Origin of the sequence: Aeromonas sp. 600282, assembly GCF_049175755.1 — a bacterium.
In the GTDB taxonomy this organism is placed as follows: domain Bacteria; phylum Pseudomonadota; class Gammaproteobacteria; order Enterobacterales; family Aeromonadaceae; genus Aeromonas; species Aeromonas veronii_A.
The window spans coordinates 458,405-479,790 of record NZ_JAAKVR010000001.1 but is presented as its reverse complement, the minus strand read 5'-3'; the positions used below and the strand labels follow the sequence as shown (position 1 = coordinate 479,790).

General features: G+C 57.4%; 21 protein-coding genes. 15 read left to right on the top strand and 6 right to left on the bottom strand.

The window, feature by feature from the left end; genetic code table 11:
- Positions 1-50 precede the first annotated feature (50 nt).
- The 5 genes from G5137_RS02060 to G5137_RS02040 are packed head-to-tail and all read left to right on the top strand — an operon-like array spanning position 51 to position 4,407.
- Complete coding sequence (locus G5137_RS02060; RefSeq protein ID WP_227340796.1) at positions 51-1,670, top strand: HAD-IIIC family phosphatase; 1,620 nt, start codon at positions 51-53, stop codon at positions 1,668-1,670.
- Positions 1,663-1,896 (top strand): acyl carrier protein, encoded by a 234-nt coding sequence (locus tag G5137_RS02055; RefSeq protein ID WP_227340795.1) that lies wholly within the window; start codon positions 1,663-1,665, stop codon positions 1,894-1,896. Before G5137_RS02060 ends, G5137_RS02055 begins: the two co-directional genes overlap by 8 nt.
- Complete coding sequence (locus tag G5137_RS02050; protein ID WP_408082949.1) at positions 1,893-2,648, top strand: AAC(3) family N-acetyltransferase; 756 nt, start codon at positions 1,893-1,895, stop codon at positions 2,646-2,648. Before G5137_RS02055 ends, G5137_RS02050 begins: the two co-directional genes overlap by 4 nt.
- On the top strand, positions 2,645-3,049 hold the full coding sequence (locus G5137_RS02045) for a VOC family protein (protein ID WP_005346679.1): 405 nt from the start codon (positions 2,645-2,647) through the stop codon (positions 3,047-3,049). Before G5137_RS02050 ends, G5137_RS02045 begins: the two co-directional genes overlap by 4 nt.
- On the top strand, positions 3,046-4,407 hold the full coding sequence (locus G5137_RS02040) for a DUF4910 domain-containing protein (RefSeq protein WP_421204694.1): 1,362 nt from the start codon (positions 3,046-3,048) through the stop codon (positions 4,405-4,407). The genes G5137_RS02045 and G5137_RS02040 overlap by 4 nt, the downstream gene beginning before the upstream one ends.
- Here G5137_RS02040 and G5137_RS02035 read toward each other — a convergent pair.
- The 6 genes from G5137_RS02035 to pseF are packed head-to-tail and all read right to left on the bottom strand — an operon-like array spanning position 4,389 to position 9,670.
- A complete protein-coding gene (locus G5137_RS02035) occupies positions 4,389-5,135 on the bottom strand; it encodes a class I SAM-dependent methyltransferase (protein WP_421254836.1) in 747 nt (248 codons plus the stop codon). The two genes, G5137_RS02040 and G5137_RS02035, sit on opposite strands and share 19 nt — an antisense overlap.
- Positions 5,135-5,395, bottom strand: a complete 261-nt coding sequence (locus G5137_RS02030; RefSeq protein ID WP_010635733.1) for a hypothetical protein — start codon at positions 5,393-5,395, stop codon at positions 5,135-5,137. Before G5137_RS02030 ends, G5137_RS02035 begins: the two co-directional genes overlap by 1 nt.
- Positions 5,392-6,687 (bottom strand): motility associated factor glycosyltransferase family protein, encoded by a 1,296-nt coding sequence (locus G5137_RS02025; RefSeq protein WP_323912169.1) that lies wholly within the window; start codon positions 6,685-6,687, stop codon positions 5,392-5,394. Before G5137_RS02025 ends, G5137_RS02030 begins: the two co-directional genes overlap by 4 nt.
- Entirely contained in the window at positions 6,680-7,726 is a 1,047-nt protein-coding gene (gene pseI / locus G5137_RS02020) for a pseudaminic acid synthase (protein ID WP_421254835.1), read from the bottom strand. The genes G5137_RS02025 and pseI overlap by 8 nt, the downstream gene beginning before the upstream one ends.
- Positions 7,678-8,985, bottom strand: a complete 1,308-nt coding sequence (gene pseG, locus G5137_RS02015; RefSeq protein ID WP_421254834.1) for a UDP-2,4-diacetamido-2,4,6-trideoxy-beta-L-altropyranose hydrolase — start codon at positions 8,983-8,985, stop codon at positions 7,678-7,680. The genes pseI and pseG overlap by 49 nt, the downstream gene beginning before the upstream one ends.
- Positions 8,975-9,670, bottom strand: coding sequence for a pseudaminic acid cytidylyltransferase (pseF, locus tag G5137_RS02010; protein ID WP_421243768.1), 696 nt, complete (start codon positions 9,668-9,670; stop codon positions 8,975-8,977). Before pseF ends, pseG begins: the two co-directional genes overlap by 11 nt.
- 163 nt (positions 9,671-9,833) lie before the next feature.
- On the opposite strand from pseF, the gene G5137_RS02005 reads away from it, so the two are divergent.
- The 10 genes from G5137_RS02005 to G5137_RS01960 all read left to right on the top strand — a co-directional run bounded on the left by G5137_RS02005 (position 9,834) and on the right by G5137_RS01960 (position 21,375).
- Positions 9,834-10,370, top strand: coding sequence for a GNAT family N-acetyltransferase (locus G5137_RS02005; RefSeq protein ID WP_041234299.1), 537 nt, complete (start codon positions 9,834-9,836; stop codon positions 10,368-10,370).
- Complete coding sequence (locus G5137_RS02000) at positions 10,367-10,600, top strand: acyl carrier protein (protein ID WP_005346661.1); 234 nt, start codon at positions 10,367-10,369, stop codon at positions 10,598-10,600. Before G5137_RS02005 ends, G5137_RS02000 begins: the two co-directional genes overlap by 4 nt.
- On the top strand, positions 10,600-11,349 hold the full coding sequence (locus tag G5137_RS01995; RefSeq protein ID WP_337073751.1) for an SDR family NAD(P)-dependent oxidoreductase: 750 nt from the start codon (positions 10,600-10,602) through the stop codon (positions 11,347-11,349). The genes G5137_RS02000 and G5137_RS01995 overlap by 1 nt, the downstream gene beginning before the upstream one ends.
- Positions 11,346-12,704, top strand: a complete 1,359-nt coding sequence (locus G5137_RS01990; RefSeq protein WP_421254833.1) for an AMP-binding protein — start codon at positions 11,346-11,348, stop codon at positions 12,702-12,704. The genes G5137_RS01995 and G5137_RS01990 overlap by 4 nt, the downstream gene beginning before the upstream one ends.
- The gene (locus G5137_RS01985; RefSeq protein ID WP_421254832.1) at positions 12,701-13,756 is read left to right on the top strand and encodes an acyl-protein synthetase; all 1,056 of its coding nucleotides are present in this window, start codon (positions 12,701-12,703) and stop codon (positions 13,754-13,756) included. The genes G5137_RS01990 and G5137_RS01985 overlap by 4 nt, the downstream gene beginning before the upstream one ends.
- Entirely contained in the window at positions 13,735-14,940 is a 1,206-nt protein-coding gene (locus G5137_RS01980; protein WP_421254831.1) for an acyl-CoA reductase, read from the top strand. Before G5137_RS01985 ends, G5137_RS01980 begins: the two co-directional genes overlap by 22 nt.
- Before the next feature lie 169 nt (positions 14,941-15,109).
- Entirely contained in the window at positions 15,110-16,081 is a 972-nt protein-coding gene (locus G5137_RS01975; RefSeq protein ID WP_421173049.1) for a glycosyltransferase family 2 protein, read from the top strand.
- A complete protein-coding gene (gene glf / locus G5137_RS01970) occupies positions 16,078-17,259 on the top strand; it encodes a UDP-galactopyranose mutase (RefSeq protein WP_216953989.1) in 1,182 nt (393 codons plus the stop codon). The genes G5137_RS01975 and glf overlap by 4 nt, the downstream gene beginning before the upstream one ends.
- Before the next feature lie 113 nt (positions 17,260-17,372).
- Positions 17,373-19,733, top strand: a complete 2,361-nt coding sequence (locus G5137_RS01965) for an HAD family hydrolase (RefSeq protein ID WP_421204702.1) — start codon at positions 17,373-17,375, stop codon at positions 19,731-19,733.
- A gap of 19 nt (positions 19,734-19,752) precedes the next feature.
- Positions 19,753-21,375: a glycosyltransferase gene (locus G5137_RS01960; RefSeq protein WP_421254830.1), complete on the top strand. Its 1,623-nt coding sequence runs from the start codon at positions 19,753-19,755 to the stop codon at positions 21,373-21,375.
- Positions 21,376-21,386: the final 11 nt, after the last annotated feature.

Sequence of the window (21,386 nt, the reverse complement as noted above, 5' to 3'; positions counted from 1 at the left end):
CATTCCCTAACAGTATGATATAGAAGTATTTAATCCTTTCAGGTGCATATATGGCCACCCTTTCCCTGGCATCCACCGCATTTCTCATGCCCGGTAATGTGGCATGGGCTCCTTTGGCCCGACATGCACAGTTGCAATTTTGCCCTCAAGGTCAATGGCAGCCGATGGCCGCTTGTGACGGACATCTGGTGCTCTGGTTTTGGGAGCAACTGCTGACCGACAGCGAATGCCAGCATTGGTACACCTTGGCTGAACCCGCATTGTCCGAGACCATCGACACCTGGTTGGAAGCATTGCTCTCGCCACTGCGGGGGCTCCCTCATCTTTATCTTGGTGCCTGTTCACTGCAAGGCGGTGGTGTGAGTAGCGCTCTTCATCCCTGGATGATGCAGCTGGATGTCTGCTTTACCCGAGCGCTTGCACGTCACCACATTAGGGATTTGGGGCTGGGTCGCTGGCTCTCTGAGCAGGGGCGAGCCCATTGTGTGGACGAGCGTAATCGTTACCTTCTTTCTTGTCCTCTCTCGATGCACGGCTTGACCAGCCTTGCCGACTGGATTGCCGCGCGTTGGATGCTTGATCAGGCGCCAATACGCAAGGTGCTGGTGCTCGATTGTGACAATACCCTGTGGGGGGGGGTAGTGGGTGAAGAGGGGTTGACTGGCCTTTACCTTGGTCAGGACGGTCTCGGCAAACTCTATCAGTCGTTTCAGGATGCGGCGCTCTACTGGTATCAGCGCGGCGTGTTGTTGGCATTGTGCTCTAAAAACGAGCCTGCAGATGTTTGGCTGGTGTTTGAGCAGCATGGCGCCATGAGACTCAAAAGGCGAAATATTGCAGCATCTGCCATTGGTTGGGGCTCTAAATCTCAAGGTTTGCGACATATTGCTGCCAGCCTCAATCTGGGGCTTGAGGCCTTGGTCTTCTGGGATGATTCCCCCCTGGAAAGGGCTGAAGTTCGCCATGCCCTGCCACAAGTCGATGTCATTGAACCACCAGTAGATATTTGGGCATGGCCTACAACCTTGCTCACTTATGGGGGGTTCTCGCGCATATTCAGTGGTGATGATGCTCTTCGTCAAGCCTCCTATCTGGCATTGGCAGACGCCGCCCGGTTACGTAGCGAGGTTGGCAGTGAACAACATTTTCTCGCCTCCTTGTCGTTGCGTGCGGCGATACAGCCGTTGGCGGTGGATAACCTTGCTCGTGCCGAGCAGATCATCCATAAAACCAACCAGTTTAATCTCTCCTGTCTGCGATATGAGGCGAGCGAGCTCAAACGGCTGGCGCAGTCTGGCTGGTGCTGGCTAGTGTCGTTGCAGGATCGCTTTGCCGATCATGGCTTGGTTGGCTTGGTGCTGATCATAAACATCACGCCCAAACTGGCATTGCTCGATACGCTGGCTCTGAGTTGCAGAGTGTTGTCCAGAGGACTCGAATATTGGTTACTGGATAGCGTCTCGGCTGCATTGCGCGAGGCGGGGATCGAGCGTCTGGTTATTGGCTCGAATCGTTGTGCACGTAATGAACCTGCGCTGACATGGTTGGCATCCCTGCCGTTGACCCCCTGTGATAATCCGGATCCCGCCCGTTTTTCCCATGAGCATTACCATAGTCTGGCGCTCGAACAGCTGAATTTGCCTTTTTTGGAGTTTTATCACCATGACTGATCTCTTCACTTTGTTGGAACAGCAGTTTCCTTCTGCAACCGTCACGCGAGGCGACTATCAGTTGGGACTTGGGGCCTTTCCGGAATGGGATTCGCTTGGTCATTTCAATTTTCTGCTGCTGGTTGAGCAGACGTTCTCGGTACGCTTCGAGCCTGAAGAGCTGGCGAAGATGAAGCAACTTCAGGACATTCGTGATGCGCTGTTGCGGCGTGGTCTTGTGCTGTGATTGAAGCTCTCTCTCATGTTCTTGGCTCCCTTGGGATCGCACGAGGGAGCGCTATCATGGTTCACACTGACGCCATGGCTGTGGCCCAGTTTCCTGGACGGGGCAATGAAGCCGGCATGCATGCTTTTTGGTTGGGGATGCAGGAGTGGCTTGGAAACGAGGGCACTCTGCTGGTGCCAACATTCACGTATAGCCTGACTCGCCAGAGCTGTTTCGACAGGGCGACATCCCCCAGTGAAGTCGGGTTGATGACGGAGCAGTTTCGCACTCTGCCAGGGGTTGCGCGGACCCGCGATCCCATCTTCAGCGTTGCGGTATGGGGCGCGGGGCGTGACCAGGTGGTTGCAGCAGGGGGTCATGACTGCTTTGGTGAAGAGAGCCCCTTCGCCTGGTTGGCGGCTCACGATGGCTGGATTGCCGGTTTTGCCTGTCATCCCGATCGCATTACCTTCACCCACTATGTCGAGCAGCAACTAGGTGTCGATTATCGCTTTATGAAACGCTTTGAGGGTGATGTCCGCGAGCAGGGAATGGTGCGCCCCTGGCATTGTGACTACTTTGTGCGAAGACTCGATCTGGCCAGCGAGATAGATCTTTCCCGTCTGGTTGAAGCCCTTAAAAATCAGGACAAATGGCACCAGGGGTTATTTGGCCGTTTACCAGTCTGGGCCGTTCGCTGCGCCGACTTTGCCGCGGTGGCAAAAGAGCTGATCGCTGTCCATCCCCATGCGCTCATCAGGGAGGGGAGATGAAACTGCACCATATTGGACTGGTGGTGGCCGAACTGGATCTTGGCGTACGTTATTGTTGCGAGACCCTCGGGCTTTCCCGCTTTAGCGAGCCGGTGCTCGATCCGTTGCAGCGGGTGCATATCTGTTTTGCCTATGATGATGCGGGGATTTGCTATGAACTGATTGCACCTGCCAGTGATGATAGCCCCGTCAGTCAGGCGCTACGAACCCGTCATAACCTGCTCAATCATCTGGCCTATGAGGTGGCAGACCTGGCAATGGCTGCCGAAAAACTGCGGGCCCAGCGTCATCTTCCCCTCGGGCCCAGCCAGCCAGCCATCGCGTTTGGCGGCGCCCACGTCCAGTTTTTCCTGAGCCCCCTTGGCCACATTGTCGAATTGATCGAGGCACCCACCCCATGAGTTTTTCACCCAAGAGCGGCTATCTGCCCACCGACTGGGACGACCAGGCACAAGTCGGTGAACAGCTGCATCGGCTGCTCACCCTGCTGTTTCCGCTCAATCGCAGCCTGACCGGGGACGGGGTTCGGCAGTCGCTGGCCCTGTGGCGCGAGCACTGCCTGCCCGAGCTGCGGATCCATGAAGTGGCCAGCGGCACCGAGTGCTTCGACTGGACAGTGCCTGACGAGTGGAACGTGCGGGAAGCCTACATAGTGGGGCCGGATGGACGCAGAGTGGTGGACTTCCAGGATCACAACCTGCATCTGGTCGGTTACTCGGAGCCGGTGCGCTGCACCCTCTCGCTTGCCGAGCTGCAGCCCCATCTCCACTCTCTGCCCGAGCAGCCGGATGCCATTCCCTATGTGACCTCCTACTACAAGCGCCGCTGGGGCTTCTGTCTGCCCCATCGGCTGCGTGAAGCGCTGCCGGAGGGAGAATATCAGGTGGTGATCGATGCCACCCTGGCCCCGGGCTCGCTCACCTATGGTGACTGGGTGCTGCCGGGGGAGAGCGAGCAGGAGATCCTGCTGTCGAGCTACACCTGCCACCCCTCCATGGCCAACAACGAGCTCTCCGGCCCCTGTGTCGGTGTATTCCTGATGGCCTGGCTTGCGTCACTGCCCACACGTCGCTACAGCTACCGGCTGATGCTGGTGCCTGAAACCCTGGGGGCCATCGTCTATCTCTCCCGTCATCTGGACCAGCTCAAGCAGCGCACCTTGGCCGGCTTCAACCTGACCTGTCTTGGCGATGACCGCAGCTACTCCTTCCTGCCCTCACGCCAGGGCAACACGTTGGCGGATCGCATCGGTCGCCATGTGCTGGGTCATCTGGCGCCGGGCTACAAGGCTTACAGCTTCCTGGAGCGGGGATCCAACGAGCGGCAGCTGTGCGCGCCCGGCATCGATCTGCCGGTCACTTCTGTGATGCGCAGTCGATACGGCTGTTATGCCGAGTACCACACCTCGCTCGATGACCTCTCGCTGGTGACGTCGGCCGGTCTGGCCGGCGGCTTCATGGCGCTGCGCCGTGCCATCGAGTGTCTGGAGCTGGACGAGCGCTGCGAGGTCACTGTGCTGGGCGAACCCCAGCTCGGCAAGCGGGGGCTCTACCCGGATTTGTCGACCCGCTATTCGGGCTGGCAGGTACGGGAGATGATGAATCTGCTGGCCTACAGCGACGGCAAGCTGACCCTGTTCGAGATTGCCGAGACCATAGGGGCGCCGTTCTGGCGGGTGGAGCCGCTGGCGCGGATGCTGCTGGATGCCGGGCTGCTGCGTCGCCTCAGCCCGCAACCGGACTACTCGATCACCAGATAGGCTGGTCCCGGGTTGTGCGGGGTGCGACGGATGGCGTAGCGATCCAGCCCCAGCATCTCCTTGAGGGCCAGGGTCTCCCCCGGAAAGGCGGGCCAGTTGAGCTCATCGAATGCCAGCACCGATCCCTTGGTCAGGTGCGGCTTGATGAGCTCGAGACAGCGGCGGGTCGGCTCGTAGAGATCAAAGTCAAAATAGGCCAGCGCTATCATTGTTTCCGGCTGACGAGCCAGATAGGCCGGCAGCGTCTCGGTCACATCCCCCTTCACCAGCTCATGCTTGACGATATGGTCCAGCGGGCTTTCCGCCTCATGGGCGGCGAGCAGTTGGGCCAGATGCTGCTCATAGCCCGGCGTCACCCCGTAGGCACCGGGCTGGATTGCGGCATCACTGCCATCTTGCGGAGCGTGGGAAGGGAAGCCGCTGAAGGTATCGAATCCCACCAACTTGCGGTTGTAGTTGTAGGGCTCATACATGCCGCGAAACGAGGAGAAAAGCGCCAGGTTCTGACCCCAGCGGGTACCGAAATCCATGATGACGCCGTGGACCAGCACGATCTTCTGATACAGCTCGTGCATGAACAGGATGCGGGAGAGCGACTGGCGCTTGAGGTAGAGGCCCAGGTTGTTCTGCAGCTCGGCCGCGGGCAGCGGGCTGGCGTGCAGCAACTCGCTGAAGGTCTGGCGGCGTGACAGCTCCTGCTCGGAGGCGTTGGAAATGGCCTTGATCATCAGTGGTCTCCTGTGGTGGTGTCGCCGGCCGGGGTCGACAGGCAGTGCACCACTTCATATTCGAGGTAGTCGGCCAGCCCCAGCCAGTCCTGGCGCTCCTGGCACTGCAGCAGTGCGGCTACCAGTCCGGGTGGCAGGTTGCCCTGCTCGGTGAGCACCTCTTGCAGCAGTTCCGGCAATGCCTGACTCGCTGCAACCGACTGCCCCAGCCGAAACTGGTGCGCCAGGGCGGTGAGGCGGGTGATCTGGCCGTTTTTCATTGCACGTACTCCGGGTGATAGCGGCAGCCGGCGATTTCCGCCCCTTCCCGGCTGCAGTTCCAGAACTGCACATCGGTGTGGAGCGCTATGTAGCGCTCGAGCTCGGTGCGGTAGGCGGAAAAGTTTGGATTGGTCTTGACCCGCCGGCCATGGCCGTCGAGGGCCCAGCTGAGGGCCAGCGCGGCGCTGGGGCCGAGCGCACCGTCGGCCCAGCCCGAGTGGGTGAGCTCGCCGGGAAAGGCGAAGTCAGTGCCCAGCAGGATGACCTGGCGGCAACCCATCTGCACGGCGAGATCCACGGCGGGATGAATGACGCTGCCGCCCGAGTGCAGCACGCCCTTGGGGAGCGTCTGTCGCAGCTGCTGATACATGGGGCTGCGGGAGTAGGCGGTCATGCGTGGCCCCTGCCAGGCCAGCAGGGCTGCCGTGGGAACCGTGGGGTAATAGACCAGGGTGGTCTGGGCCGACTGGGCGGCGGGCAGCCGGTTGCCGTGGATGGCGTCATCGATGGTGACGACGATGTCGGGCCGGATACCGTGGCTGAGCAAAAACGCCAGCGCGGTATCGACGCTAATCAGAAGATAGTCCTGCCGACGGCGCTGCAACTGGGCCTGCAGGGTGGCCAGGTTGTGCTGCAGGGTTGGGCCACTCGCCACGATCAGCGCCTGCTTGCCCTGAGCCAGACCGAACAGGGAGGCCACATCGCCGTCGCCGGCCAGCAGATCGCGGTTTTCCGCCAGCCGCCGGGTGATGTCGGGGTGCTCGGCGTCGAACCTGGCCCGGGCGAACGGCAAATCGATTTCACTCACCAGCCGGTCGCGGATGCGGGCGGCAGCATCTTCCACCAGCAGCAGCTCGGGCGGCAGGGCGAAGAAGGGCAGCCGCACCTCCCCTTCGTCGCCGGCCATCATCAGCTCGACCCTGGGGTCCGTCAGCCAGTCCTGCTGGTCTAGCAGCCGCAGTACAAGGGCAAACAGGGCGCCATTCATGATCTTCACTTCCAGCCGCTTGAGGCTACTGCGCCCCAGCAGGGTGCGCGGCAGATCGCCGAGCCCGGTGCCGTAGAGGTGCAGCACCGGCTGCTCGGGCAGGCTGGCGGCCTGCAGCTCGGCTTCCTTCACCCGGTCGTGCCGGCTGGTGAGCTGTATGCCGTGGAGGCTTAGGGTGGAGCCGAGACCTTCGGTCAGCTCGGCCGGCAGGCTTTCAACGTCCTGTGCCAGCAAGCGGGGCCAGAGGGCGGGCCAGCGCTGGCTGATGAGCCTACCGTGCTGGTTGAAGAGATCATCACTCATCGTTGTCTATCCACTCCCAGCTCAGCGGTTGATTGGCACTCAGGCTGCGGTTGACCCGCTTGCCGATGAGCCGATCGTAATCGGCCGGGGGCAGGCCGAGGGCGGGGCGCACCGACTTGATGTGCTCTGCGGTGAGCACCTCGCCGGCGGCCATCTCCTTGACCAGGTAGAGGGAGCGGCGAAACGCACGGTTGCCCTGTTCACTGGCGGTGAGCTGGTAATCGGCCACCCCGAGGGCGGCATGGGCGGTATTGACCGAGGCCACCAGCTCGGTGAGTTCGGCCGGCTCCATGGAGAAGGCGCAATCCGGCCCGCCGTCGGCGCGGGCCAGGGTGAAGTGCTTCTCGATGAGGGTCGCCCCGAGCGCAGTGGCGGCGATGGCCGTGGCCGACCCCAGGGTGTGATCGGAGAGCCCCACCTCGACCCCGAAGCGCTGGCGCAACATGGGGATGGTACGTAGGTTGTATTCGGCTGCCGGCGCCGGATAGCCGCTGACGCAGTGCAGCAGGGCCAGCTGGCCGTTGCCGTGCTTGAGTGCCATCTCGACTGCGGCGGCGATCTCGGCCTCGTTCGCCATGCCGGTGGACATGATGAGCGGCTTGCCGGTCTGGGCGGCGTAGCGGATGAGGGGCAGATCCACCAGCTCGAAGGAGGCGATCTTGTAGGCCGGGCAGTCGAGGGATTCCAGCAGATCCACCGCACTGAAGTCGAACGGACTGCTGAAGACCGTCAGCCCCAGCTCGCGCCCTTTGGCAAACAGTGCTTGGTGCCACTCCCAGGGGGTGTGCGCCCACTCGTAAAGGTCGTACAGGTTGCGACCATCCCAGAGGCCGCCGTGGATCTGGAACTCGGGCCGATCACTGTTGAGGGTGATGGTGTCGGGCCGGTAGGTCTGCAGCTTGACCGCACTGGCCCCGGCTTCCCTGGCGGCGGTCATTATGGCCAGTGCGCGATCCAGGTTGCCGTTGTGGTTGGCCGACAGCTCGGCGATCACGTAGGGAGCCTGCGCCGGGCCGATGGATTGATGGGCGATCTGCATCTGTAGACTCCTGTGCCAAGTTGCCAGCCTTGCGGCGCCAACTGCCAGGGGGCAGGGGGCGCTATCTGCGGTGGCTCGGCAAGATAGAGGGGAAATTGGGAGAAAAATGTTTGCAAGCGATGTGCCAGCTCTTGCCACTCCGCTGGTTGCAGTGGCCGGGTGGCCTGCCATGTCAGCCGCTGGCCGTTCAGGGTCAGGGTGAGCAGTGGGCGGTCATCATGGCGTAGTTGCCACTGCTGGCCATCTGGTAACAGCTGATAATCCGATTGTTGCTGCAACCAGGCGGTGAGCCGATCCAGCCCCAGCCCGTCCACCTGCTGCTGGCCGCGGCGGCGGTAGTCGTCTGACTGTTGTTCAAGCCGTTGCAGAACCTGCAGCAGCCGCTCAGGCTCGGCCAGCTCGCTCAGGGTCAGCCGCTCGGCCAGCTGAAAGCGGGCGATCACCTGGTCGTTGAACTGCTGGTTGTCGACGATGGGCACCGCCAGGGTCGGCAGGCCGAGACAGGCCCGCTCCCAGGTCATGCCGCCGGCGGCGCCGATGGCGAAGTCGTGCCGGCTCATCAGGTCGGCCATCTGGTCGCTCTGGCGCAGCAGCACAAGGTCGAGGTCGGCCAGTTCGGCCACTCTCTGTTCCAGCTCGGGCCAGAAGGGATTGGCACCGCCCGCCACCAGAGTCCAGCTAATGGTGCGGGCCCAGGGCAGCCGGGCCAGGCTGTTGAGGGTGATGAGGCAGGCGCCGGCCGGGTCGGCGCCGCCAAAGCAGACAAGCCCCCGTCGCCACTGACTGGCGTGTTGCCGAGCCAGCCGGCGATAGGCGGGGCGCAGCAGGGCATAGTCGGTGCCCAGCAGCAGCCGGCAATCGGCTGGGGTGAGCGGCTGGTAATCGGCGGTGCGGCGCAAGGGGCCCTGATCCAGCAGTAGCTGGCAGTGGTGCGGTCGGTCGGCCAGATCATCGATCACCAGCACGCGGCGGCAGTGGGCGGCCAGCTGGGTTTCGAGCCGCTGGTCAATCTGGTAGTGATCAAACACCAGCCAATCGGGCTGCAAGCCAGGCAACGGGCCAGCGGCGTCCAGCGCGCTCAGGGGATGATGGTGATGGGGCCGCAGCAACGACAGCAGGTGCGCCGGCAGATCGTGGCAGAGGAAGTGGCACTCGGCCCCGGCGGCGTGCAGCCGATCGGCGATGGCCAGGCAACGCATCAGGTGGCCCAGCCCGATCTCGGCGCCGGCGTCGAGCCGGAAGGCAACCCTAAACGTCATCTTGGGCCAGCACTTGATAGAGCAGTTCGGCCAGGTGCCAATCTTCCGGCGTGTCGATGTCGACTACCCTGTGCCTCGGCAGTATGTGGCCGATCCCTTCCCCGCCCACCGGGCTGATCCCCCCCAGCCAGGCCACGCGGCTGCCCCAGTAGAATTGGCCGGCATCCTGATAGGCGGGCTCCAGATCCTGGGAACGTTTCGCCATCTGCTCCGGCCAGAACGGCGTGACCCTGCCTTGCGCGTCCATGCGCACCGCCCGCTGGATCGGGAAGCCGAATTCGGCCACCGTGTAGACGAAGGGAGCCTTGCTTGCGATCAGCCGCTGATAGGCGGCCTTCAGGCCATCGGCTTGGATAAGCGGGACCGTGGCATAGATGCAGCAGTAGTGCTCTGCCTGGATGCCTAACTGATCGAGCCGCTGGATAGTGTCGATCACCACAGGGGTGGTACCTGTGTGATCATCGGCGAGGCTTGCAGGCCGAAGAAATGGCACTTCCGCGCCCAGTTGACGAGCAACTTCGGCAATCTCCTCATCATCGGTGGAGACCACCACCTTGTTGAAACAGCCTGATTGTTGCGCCGCCAGGATGGCATAGGCGAGCATGGGCTGGCCACAAAAGGGGCGGATATTCTTGCGTGGAATGCGTTTGCTGCCACCCCGGGCCGGGATAATGGCGATGGCCATGATGGGCTCTCTCTGCTGGATTAATGACTGGCCAAAGCCAGGATAATCGATGACAACTCTTTGATTATTTTTGATATTATACTGGTTTTTCTGCTTGTATTATCGATTTTTGCTACGGAATGGCAGCAGTGTGGTCGATAAGAGAGACGGGTCATGGAACTGGATGGCGTTGAAGATGAGTTATGGCGTTGAGCTACGCCCGATAGCGCTGTGGGATCTTCCTGCTTTGCGGCGTTGGCGCAATCAGGATGAGGTGCGAATGCAGATGGTATCCCAGACGCGTATTTCACCGCGGCAACAGCGCCAATGGTTTGCCGCCACCCGTGAGCGGCGGGATCAGCAGCACTGGGTGCTCTGGTGCAAGGGCGTGCGAGCGGGTTACGTCAATCTGAAAGGTGAGTCTCAGGGCGAGCTGCAGGGTCAGGCGATCGCCGATGCGGGGCTCTATCTGGGCAACTCAACCGTGCGGCATCCCATGTTGGCCGTTGCTGCTGCCTTATCCCAGCTTGATCAGGGTTTTGATGAGTTGCATATCGGTTGTATCCGCACCCTGGTTCGGGAGAACAATCGCTCTGCCCTACGCTTGAATGAACAACTGGGTTATAGCCAGATAGGACAAGAGAACGGATTTTTTGCATTGGAACTGCTGCCGGCGAATTACTATGCCGCCCGTGAGCGGCTACGGAGATTTTTCAGATGACAATCGCATTGGAACAGGTTTTTGCCGAGGCGCTGGGTATTGATATCGGCAGCGTCAGCGATGGGTTGGCCTACAACAGCATCCCGCAGTGGGATTCTGTCGCCCACATGGGGCTGATTGCCCAGTTGGAGGATAACTACGGCGTGTTGCTCGACACCGATGACATTATCGACATGAGTTCAGTCGCCAAGGCACGCGAGATCCTGGTCAAGTACGGGGTCGCTTTCTGATGCAGGGGCTGTTGCAGGGCAAGCGGGTGTTGATCACCGGTGCCGGGCGTGGCATCGGTCTTGCCATCGCCCGTCAGTTTGCCTCTCAGGGGGCTGAACTGTGGCTGGGAGGCCGTGATGAGGTGACGATGAGCCAGCTGGCGACCACGATTGGTACCGAGTTTGGCGTGCCCTGCCAGCCTCTCTGTTTTGATGTGGCTGACCCGTCGGCGGTCAAGCAGGCCTTTCAACAACTTTTTACCCAGAGCCGATCGCTGGATGTGCTGGTCAACAATGCCGGCATGCTGGAAGAGGCGTTATTGGGGATGGCTAACCAGACCCATCTGCAAAAGACATTCAGCAACAATACCTTTAGCGTGATCTACTGCAGCCAGTATGCCGCCCGCCTGATGCGGCGCAGTGGTGGTGGCAGCATCATCAATCTCGCCTCCCTGATGGGGCAGGTGGGGGCCGCCGGGCTAAGCTGCTATGCCGGCAGCAAGGCGGCGGTGATCGGTATTACCCAGTCACTGGCCAAGGAGCTGGCCGCCAGCCAGATCCGGGTCAATGCCATTGCCCCCGGGTTTATCGATACCGATATGGCGCATGCTATCCCGCAAGAGAAGTTTGCCGAGCGGGTGGCCAGCATCGCCATGGGACGGATTGGCACGCCAGATGAAGTGGCCAAAGTGGCCCTGTTTCTCGCGTCCGACTTGTCGAGCTATGTGACCGGGCAGGTGATTGGGGTCGATGGGGGGATGGTGATTTGAACCGGCCTGATTTGCTGGCCCATCTGGTTGAGGGTAACAGCGAGCCCGCCTGGCGAGACCCGCAAGAGGGGTGGCTCAGTTATGGTGAGCTGGCTCGGCGTGTGGCGCAGTTGGCCACCATCTATCCTGCTGGCCGCCATTTGGTCTACCTGCCATTTGTGACGTCTACCATGCATCTGCTGCACTACTTGCTGGCCCTGCGGGATGGCCACGCCATCATGCTGGCCGATCCTGCACAGGATGCCCGGTTGCACCATGAGCAGTGCCAGCGCTTTGGTGTTAGTCTGCGGGTATTAGAGGATGGGGCAGTTGCGCATCTTGGCGATGCGCCTTCACTTCACCCTCAGCTGGCCATGCTGCTGCCCACGTCGGGCAGCACGGGGTCCTGCAAATGGGTGAGATTGTCGCGAACCAATCTTGATGCCAATGCCGCGGCCATCGCCGAATACTTGGCGCTGAACGGGCGTGAGCGCGCCATCACCTCGTTGCCACTTTTTTACTCCTTCGGTATGTCGGTGCTCAACAGCCATCTTTTGGCTGGCGCCTCGCTGGTTTCATGCACTGCCAGTCCCCTTGAGCGCCACTTCTGGGATGAGGTAAATCGCCATCAGGTCACCAGCGTGGCAGGGGTACCCTTTACCTTTCAGATGCTAAACCGCTTGCGTTTTGACTGGGCCCGCTATCCCAGCCTGATGACACTGACCCAGGCGGGAGGACGACTTGAGCCAGCACTGGCAAAGCAATTTGCCGAACAGGCAGCTGCGCTGGGACGCCGTTTTTTCGTGATGTATGGCCAGACCGAAGCGGCACCACGCATCGCCTGGCTGGCGCACGATGAAGTGATGATTGCCCCGGATGCCATCGGCCGTGCCGTACCGGGCGGGCGTCTCTCTCTGCGTCATGAGCCCGGCTTTCCCGACGGGGAAGGGGAGTTAGTCTACCAAGGGCCAAACGTGATGCTGGGCTATGCGGAGCTCCCTGAAGATCTGGCTCGGGGGCGTGATATGGATGCGCTCTTTACTGGCGATCTGGCTCGTTGTGATGAGGCGGGCCGATTCTATTTGACCGGACGGCTCAACCGTTTCCTGAAGCTGTTTGGCAAACGGGTGAGCTTGGCTGAAGTGGAAGCCTGGTTGCAGGGGAGGGGCTATTCCTGCGCTGCGACCGGCATCGATGATCGCCTGCTGGTAGCCATCGAGGCAGACGCGTGCCCCAGTGATGCACTGCAGCTGGAGCTGGCCCGCTGGCTGATGGTGCCGCCATCAAGCGTTCGCATTTATCGGCATCATTTGCCACGACGCAGCAATATGAAGATTGATTATCCTGCCCTGTTAACACAACTGGAGCAGCTATGAACAGGCTGTTTGATGCGCCGGTTTTCGGGCTGCCCCAACAGGAAAAAAGTGGGCTGCTCCTTGCTCGCCTGAATGAATTGACGCAGCGCCATGCGCAGGGGTGTCCAGCTTTTGCCAATATTCTGTCGGCGTTTGGTTGGGGGCAGGCTTCGACTTATCAAGAGCTTCCCTATCTGGCCGCCCGCTTGTTCAAATTGGACCAATGGCAGAGTGTGCCGCAAGAAGACGTGTTCAAGGTGCTCACCTCCTCTGGCACTACCGGAACGCCGTCACGCATTGTGCTGGATCGGGATACCGCCGCGTTACAGAGCAAGGTGCTGGTGAAGATCCTGCAAGAGTTCGTCGGCAAGCAGCGGCTGCCCATGCTGCTGGTGGAGCAACCCGCCCTGATTCAAAACCGCAGCGGTTTTTCCGCCCGCGGCGCCGGTGCGCTGGGGCTCTCCTTCCTTGGCCGAGACCATACCTATGCCCTCGACGAGCAGATGCGGCCCAACTGGCCTGTCATCGAGGCGTTTTGTGACAAATATGCGGGCCAGCCGGTCCTGTTGTTCGGCTTTACCTTCATGGTCTGGCAATGTCTGCTGGAACCGCTGCGTGAGCGAGGTCTGCAACTGCCGCTGACGCAGGGCACGCTTTTTCACAGCGGTGGCTGGAAGAAGCTGCAACACCTCGCGGTAGATAATCCTGCCTTCAAGCTGCGCTGCCATGAACAGTTGGGGTTGAGTCGGGTGCACAACTTCTATGGCATGGTGGAGCAGGTGGGGTCGGTATTTGTTGAGTGCGAGCAGGGCCATCTTCATGCTCCCCTCTTTGCCGATCTGCTGGTGCGGGATCCGCTGACCCATCGACCGCTCGGGATCGGCAAGCCAGGCTTGTTGCAGGTGATCTCTGCCATTCCCCAAAGTTATCCAGGCCACAGTTTGCTCAGCGAGGATCTCGGTGTGCTGCTGGGTGAGGATGATTGCCCCTGCGGACGTCTCGGCCGTTATTTTCATGTATCAGGGCGTCAGCAAGGCGCCGAGGTGAGGGGATGCAGCGACACTTTCCAGTGATCCGGTCAGATGCAGAAGATGCCATATGGCAAGCGGGGCCAGAAGTCGCTTTCGTGGCTCCCGTCATTGGCTGGCAAGGTTTTGTTACTCGCCCGCAGCCAAGCTTTGCGCCCGTCATAGGTGACTTTGTGGCTGCGCTCTCTGCACGTCTGCTGAAGGAGGGGCGAGAGAACCCTGATCTGGCCGCCTTTGGCTTTTTGTTGCGGCCGCGCCAGATTGAGGTACAGCGCAAACGCATGGCAGGGCGTGCACCCTTGGGGATGGTTTTTCATCTGGTCCCCTCCAACGTGCCGACCGTCGCGTTCTACTCCTGGATCATGGCGCTGCTGATGGGCAATGGGTCCGTGGTACGTCTCTCATCGCGCATCGACCCGGTGCAAGAGGCCATGCTGGCCATCCTGAACGAGCTCTTCTCTCTGCCCGAGTGGCAAGAGATTGCCTCCCGTACCCGTTTTATCCGCTATGACCACGACGAGGGCATCACCGCCTGGCTGTCGGCCCGGTGTCGGCTTCGCATTATCTGGGGAGGTGATGAAACCATCAGCCGGGTACGGGCTATTCCGCTCTCACCCCGCGCTCAGGAAATCGTGTTTCCGGATCGCCGCTCCATGGCGGTGTTGGATAGCCAATGGCTCGCCAACCTGGATGCTGCTGCGTGGCGGCAAGTGGTCGCGGCTTTGCAACAAGACTTTACCCGTTTCAATCAACAAGCCTGCGCCTCACCCACTACGATTTGCTGGTTGGGCACTCCCGCCAGCACGTTGCGCCGTCGTCTGCTCGAAGGGATCTTCGCCCCATTTGCAGATAATCCCTCCCTGATGATGGAACGCCTCATCAATAGTCAACAAAATGCCGCCCATGATGGCCAGATGCAGCTGGACACCTTTTCTGGCGTCACCTTATTGACTCCCACCGCCTCTTTGCGGCTTGCACACATCGGAGGAGGTACAGTCGCCGAATTTGTTGCCGATAACCTTGATGAGTTGCTGCTACAGCCTTGGGATATGCAGACCTCTGTCTGGGCTGGCCCGGATAAAACGCAGCTTGAGCATGCGCTCCTGGTATCGCCAGGTTGTCGTATCGATAGGGTGGCAAGTCCGGGACAGGCGCTGGCATTCGAATGGCTCTGGGACGGCATCGACATGCTAGCCGCCTGTAGCCGTCGGCTTGCCCGCATTGAATAGTGGATGCCAGGTCACATAAATCAAGTCATATCAATCAATTAGCTTGGTCAGGCACAGCTCTTGCAGTAATTATTGTGATGAAGGGCAGGAAAGGTTGACAGAGACCGTGCGGTAGCCTTGTCCATTTTCTTTGTTTTGCTTCTTTTTTACTCAAACCCTGGGTTTCCTTATGAAAATCAGCATACTGGTGCCGGTATACAACCTCGGGCGCTTCATTGAACCTTGCCTGCTTAGCCTGCTGGAACAAAAAACGGATTTCGAATTCGAGGTGATCGCCATTGATGACGGCTCGAGCGATGACTCCTGGGCCATTATGCAGCGGTTGGCGTCACAGTGGCCTCGGCTACGGGCACTACAGAACGCGCAAAATATGGGGTTGGCTAAAACCCAGAAACGCTTGTTGAGAGAGGCGAACGGCGAATATATCGCCTATGTCGACGGGGATGATCTGGCCCTGCCGGGCAAGCTGCAGCGTCAGGCCGATTATCTGGACGCGCATTCCGGTTGCACCCTTTGCTACCACGAAGCGGAGATGTTTGATGATGAGACCGATGCACGGATCAAGCTCTTCACCCGCGATTATTACAATGCTCGCTATCTCGAACTAGTGATGACGCGGGAGGCATTAATCCGCTTCGGGGTGTTCGTCAATGCCAGTTCCATTATGTTTCGCCGTTATGAAGGGATGGAGAACGCCATCGATGAGGGGTGCAAGATCATCCTCGATTATCCCTGGCATATCTTGAACCTCTCCCACAATCCGGGGACGCTGGATTTTATCCCCGAATTATTGGGCCGCTATCGCTTCCATACTCAGAGTTTTGGCGGGCAAACCCGCAAATCGGCTGAACGTCGTGAACAGTCGCTGCGCGATTTGCTGCGTGCCTGTGACAATGCGGCGGCATTCGGTGCTGATCCCGTGATCATTGCTCAGGGGCGTGCCCATCACTACTACTCTGCCGCGCTCTACTTTTTGCGGCAGGATGATGTCGTGCGCTTCACTCAGCTTATCGAGCAGTCGGTCGATGCTGTGGCAAGGCTAGCCCCGGGTTGGTTCTTCGACGAACGACATCAGTTGGCATGGGCAGAGCGGGCCCATCCCGCGCGTGTCATGCAGCAACTGTTTGGAGATAGAGCGTGAGCTATCAGGCGATCGTCATCGGCGCTGGGCTTTCGGGTGCCGTCATGGCTGAACGAATGGCCAGCCAGCTTGGCTGGAAGGTGCTGGTGCTGGAACAGCGCGATCATCTCGGGGGTAACTGCTTCGACGCGTATGACGAGCACGGCGTGCTGATCCATCGTTATGGGCCACACCTGTTCCATACCGACAAGCAGGAAGTCTGGGATTACCTGTCGCAGTTCACCGAGTGGTTGTCTTATGAGCATCGCGTGCTGTCACGGATAGATGGTCAGTTGGTGCCCATCCCGTTCAACCTGACCAGCATTGAACGCTGCTTTCCGGCGGAGAAGGCAGCGGCCATGATTGAGGCCCTTCAGGCCAGATTTGGTGAGGGGGCCAGAGTGCCCATCATGGCACTGCGGCAGGAAGCTGAGCCTCTGCTGGCTGAGCTGGCCCAGTTCATCTATGAGCGAGCCTTCGTCAACTACACCAGCAAGCAGTGGGGTGTATCGCCAGAGCAGGTCTCGCCCGAGGTCACTGCGCGCGTGCCGGTTGTCGTCAATCGTGATGACCGTTACTTTATTGATCCCTGGCAGGCGGTGCCCGCGCAGGGTTATACCGCCATGTTCGAGCGCATCTTGGCGAACCCCTTGATTGAGGTGAGGCTATCCATTCCCATGGGGTCCCGCGTCTGTCTGGATTGGCAACAGAAACGGATACTGCTGGATGGCGTGCCCTTTGCCGGGCCCTTGGTCTATACGGGGATGCTGGATCAGCTGATGCCGGCGGGGCACGACGGCTTGCCGTACCGTTCACTGCGCTTTGAGCACTGTCATCTGCCGCAAGCTCAATTTCAGCCGGTGACCACGGTCAATTATCCGAATGAAGAGGCCTATACCCGCATCACTGAATTCAAGCATCTGACGGGGCAGCAACATCCCGGCACCAGCATCGTTTATGAATACCCCTGCACCTATGTGGCCGGGCAGGGGCTGGAGCCTTACTACCCGCTGTTTACCGATGCAGCCAAACAGCATTATCAGACTTGCCGCGATGAATTGGCCGAGTTCCCGCAACTGATTGCTTTGGGCCGCCTTGCCGAGTATCGCTATTTCGATATGGATGATGCAGTGGATAACGCGCTGAACAATTTCTCTCGATTGGTTTCCGATGCCTGTTTTGCCGTTTTAAATAAGTAATGAATATAATCTATTGCAGAGATAGATATTTTCATTCCGCAAAAGTATTCGAGTTTTTGAGTGTGAATGTTTTTTATGTGATTTCTTTTATTTTGATGCATGTGTAGGTATATATGAGTCATTATGCGGTGATGTCTCCCGAGTTGCGTGATTTACTAGAAAATAGCCAGTTTCTAACTGCTCTTGATCAGTATCTTTGCATTGATAAAATAACACATATTTCATTGGATGTTTTTGATACATTATTGCGTCGTGCATGTGATGAACCCTCGTGGGTTTTTGAGGAAGCAGCGAGACGGTTGCTAAATAGAGGTCTTAATCTGCCAATAGAGGCAGAAGATTATAGATTTTGCCGCCTCGAGGCTGAAGCTCGTGCTCGCAAACTAATTTCAGGTGAAGAAATTAGTTTTGACGATATTTTTGAACAGCTGCCTTTTAGTGATGAAATTAAGGCGGTGCTTAAAGTTGAAGAGCTGAAAGTAGAACGAGAAGTTCTTTATCCAGACCCGATTATTCAAGAAGTTTTGGTACGTGCACAACGTAAAAATAAACTGATTGTTTTTATTTCCGACATGTATTTGCCAGAAGTTTTTTTGCGCGACTGTATTTCAGAAAAATGCCCTGAAATTTCTTATAATTATCTGTTTGTTTCATCAAGTGTTGGGTTGACCAAGCAGAGTGGCGCTCTCTTTAGCCATGTAATTACTCAGATAAAGCTGAAACCAGAGCAAGTTTTGCATATCGGTGACAATCCCAGGGCTGATGTGCAGTCGGCACGGCAACATGGTTTGGCTTCATTGCATTTTGATATCCCAGAGAATCTGTCTGAGGTGTTGGAAAACGAGAAAGTTTATCGGGTAAATGTGCCATCGACCATGCAACATGCCAGGAAGCTGGCCGTCCTGTCGATGCCACAACAGCTTTCCGAGGAGGAGCAATTTTTCTACACATATGGCGCCTTCATCCTTGGACCCGTCCTGACGGCATTTGCCAAGTGGGTTCTGCAGTCAGCCAAACGACTGCAGGTAAAAAACATTTTGTCGCTGATGCGAGAGGGCGGGATCTTTGCTGCCTGTATCAACCGCCAGGTCGATTTTCAATCACAGCAGTACCCAGATATACGCTGTCAGACCTGTTATGCCTCACGCAAGGCAACCTATTTGCCCGCGATAGATGATAGCCAAGTGGAAGAGGCTGTTTCCCAGACCTTGATGCGCCGCAATTACACCGTTCGTGACTTTTTCAATGAATTTGGTGTTCAGGATGTCAGGTTGGCATCCTTTCTTGACACGCCACTGGCGCTTTTGGATCAAATTGCCATCGATGGGCAAGATGGTCTGCAACTGATGGCTGAAGTGTTTGAGCAAAATATCGAGCAGATCAAGAGCAGTATTCAGCAAAGCAGGCTGGACATGCGAGATTATTTTGTTGGCTTGACGGGAGATGCTCCCTATCTGCTAGTCGACTTGGGTGGCGGTGGGACGATTCCCTCTCAAATTAGCAAGGCCATGTTGCAACAGCCAATGAGCAGTCTGTTGCTCTACTGTAACCATAGAGGCAGCAAAAACTCCGTTATCACGCCGATCAGTGCCTTTATTCCGGTGCGTAACGATACCATAAAGGGGATCAAGAAGATTGCCCGTTCACCAGAGATTTTTGAAATTGTTCTCGTTGGTTTGGAAGGGAGCACACTGGGGTATCGGCGCACAGCGGAAGGGAAAGTTGTGCCGCGACAGGCAGAGGTTCGCTACAGTGTCCAGCATCAGCAAAATATCCGGAGTTTTGAGGCTGGAGTTAATGCCTATCAGTTATGGGACCAGTCGCTGGGCATCGCCGAATCCGATTTGAGTGAGCGCATCTCTTTTTTACGCATGATGGAGCGTCTGGTCGAGTGTCCGGTATCGAGCGAGGTGCACTATCTTGGTAATCTGGTTCATGAAGACAACTTTGGCTCGGAGCGTAGTTACAAGGTTATTAATTCCTCCGGGTTGGCGCGGATCCACTCAGAAGGAATAGAAACCTTCTATCGCAAGTTCAGTAAAAACATGTCTTATGGTGAGCGTTGGTTGGCTTGGCCACAAGGTTCCCTGAGTCGGCTGGATCCTGATTTGATGATGGATTTTGTCGGCTTACGCGATGCACGTTATAAGCATGCCCAAGCGATCGATAGACTTCTGGAATTGATGCAAAGTCAACATGCCACCGAAGTCATAGTGTATGGGGCGGGAGAATTCTTTGAGTGTCTGGCACCTGAACTGATTAAAAAAAGCATCCGTATCCGTACCGTGATCGATAAAAAAGCCAACTTTGGACACTACCAAGTGATGGGATATGACGTTATATCATTATCCGAGTGCTCAATTCCATCTGGTTCTGTACTGATTGTCGCGTCCGCCTCCTTTGTGGACGAAATAAAACGAGACATCTTTGCGACTATATCCAGCCAAGATGTGACCATATTGTCATTGAATTGAATTCCAAGGAAACCGACACATGCTGGATCTGTCGATGAAACATGCCCTGCCTTTTGATGCGTTATTGCATCAGGAACTGCTGTCCGGGAAACGCAAGGCGATTGCCTGGGGGGTGGCGGGAAATCTTTATTATCATGTGCTCCAATCCCCTTATCCATTCGTCGCCATCATCGATGGTCTTAACGGTCCTCAAGTCGGTCAGTTCGCCTGTGGCATTCCGATTGTAGGGCCAGAACTGCTTAATAATTACCCAGCAGAGGAGGTGGTCATTGTCATCTTTTCAGATTTACAGCAATTCGGTGGGCAGATTATCGAGCAACTAGGTCATTATGGCGACTATCCCTATATCACTCCCTATGTTGAGGCAACCTGCCAGCCATCGGCGATGTTGCAGCAAAAGCTTGAGCGGTTGATCCGCGAGCGTCGAGCACATCGGCTGCCCCAAGTAGTGCAGCGTGTCGTGCTATATATCCACTCCTTGGTCAAAGGCGGTGCTGAGCGGCAGATGGTATTGCTGGCCATCGGATTGCGCCAGCAGGGATGGGAAGTGCATTTGATCTCGGTGAAGAATAAGGGGTTGGAGGTTAATCACTGGGAGGCGCTTTTGCGTACTCATGGTGTAGAGCTCTACTTCGTGCCTTCTGCCCGTGAGTGCTGGCCGAACTTGGAGCAGGAGGAAAATAGCTACCAGTTGGCTAATCAATTGGCACCCTTCTTTGAGCCCGGACTGCTTCACGGCATTCTCACTGCCTATGACTATATGCAACGTGTTCAGCCCAAACTGGTTATCGCCTATCTAGAAGACGGTAATGTCATTGCTTCTATGGCCGCAATTTTCGCGGGAGTAGAACAGATCATTATCTCTGGAAGGAGTGTTGCACCCTCAGAGTTTCCTGAATACCTGGCCGTTTATGATGAGTCGAGGTTGGCAGCTTACTATCGTCTGATGACCGAGTTGCCAGGAATCGTTTTGAGTGTTAACTCCATGGCAGGGGCGCAGTCGTATGCTCGCTGGCTAAATTTGCCTGAATCGAGCATCCCCGTAGTGAAAAATGCGGTCATGGCCAAGCGGGTTGAGGGACAAGAGCCTTTACAGCAGTTAGATATTCATTTATCGGCCCCAATATTGATGGGGATAATGCGACTGTCTCCGGAAAAGTCCCCATGTCGCTTTATAGAGGTTGTCGCTTCTGTCATTGCCAAACTTCCTCAAACCCATGCAATTTTAATCGGTGATGGACCATTGCGCTCAGAGGTCCTTGCTTGCATTGCGCAGCAGCCGTGCCGCGATAACATTCATGTCGTGGGTGTGAAAGATAATATTTTTGAATGGTTAAGTTGTGCCAGCCTGCTCATTTCCACCTCCAGTCATGAGGGAATGTCTAATGTTATTTTGGAAGCACAGGCACTTGGTTGTCCTGTTGTAGCGACAGATATTCCAGGAAATAGAGAAACTGTACTGACAGAGTTTTCTTGTGACTTGATTCCCTATGGGGAATGGGGTTTGATGATTGAAAAGATAGTGTCATTATTAATGGGGAGTGGAGAGAAAACATCAGTTGGTTTGGTGGAAAAGATGAGTGAGCATTATTCACCACGTATACTTGCTGAAAAAACACTGGCACTGACTAATAAAAAATAAATCGGAGACGG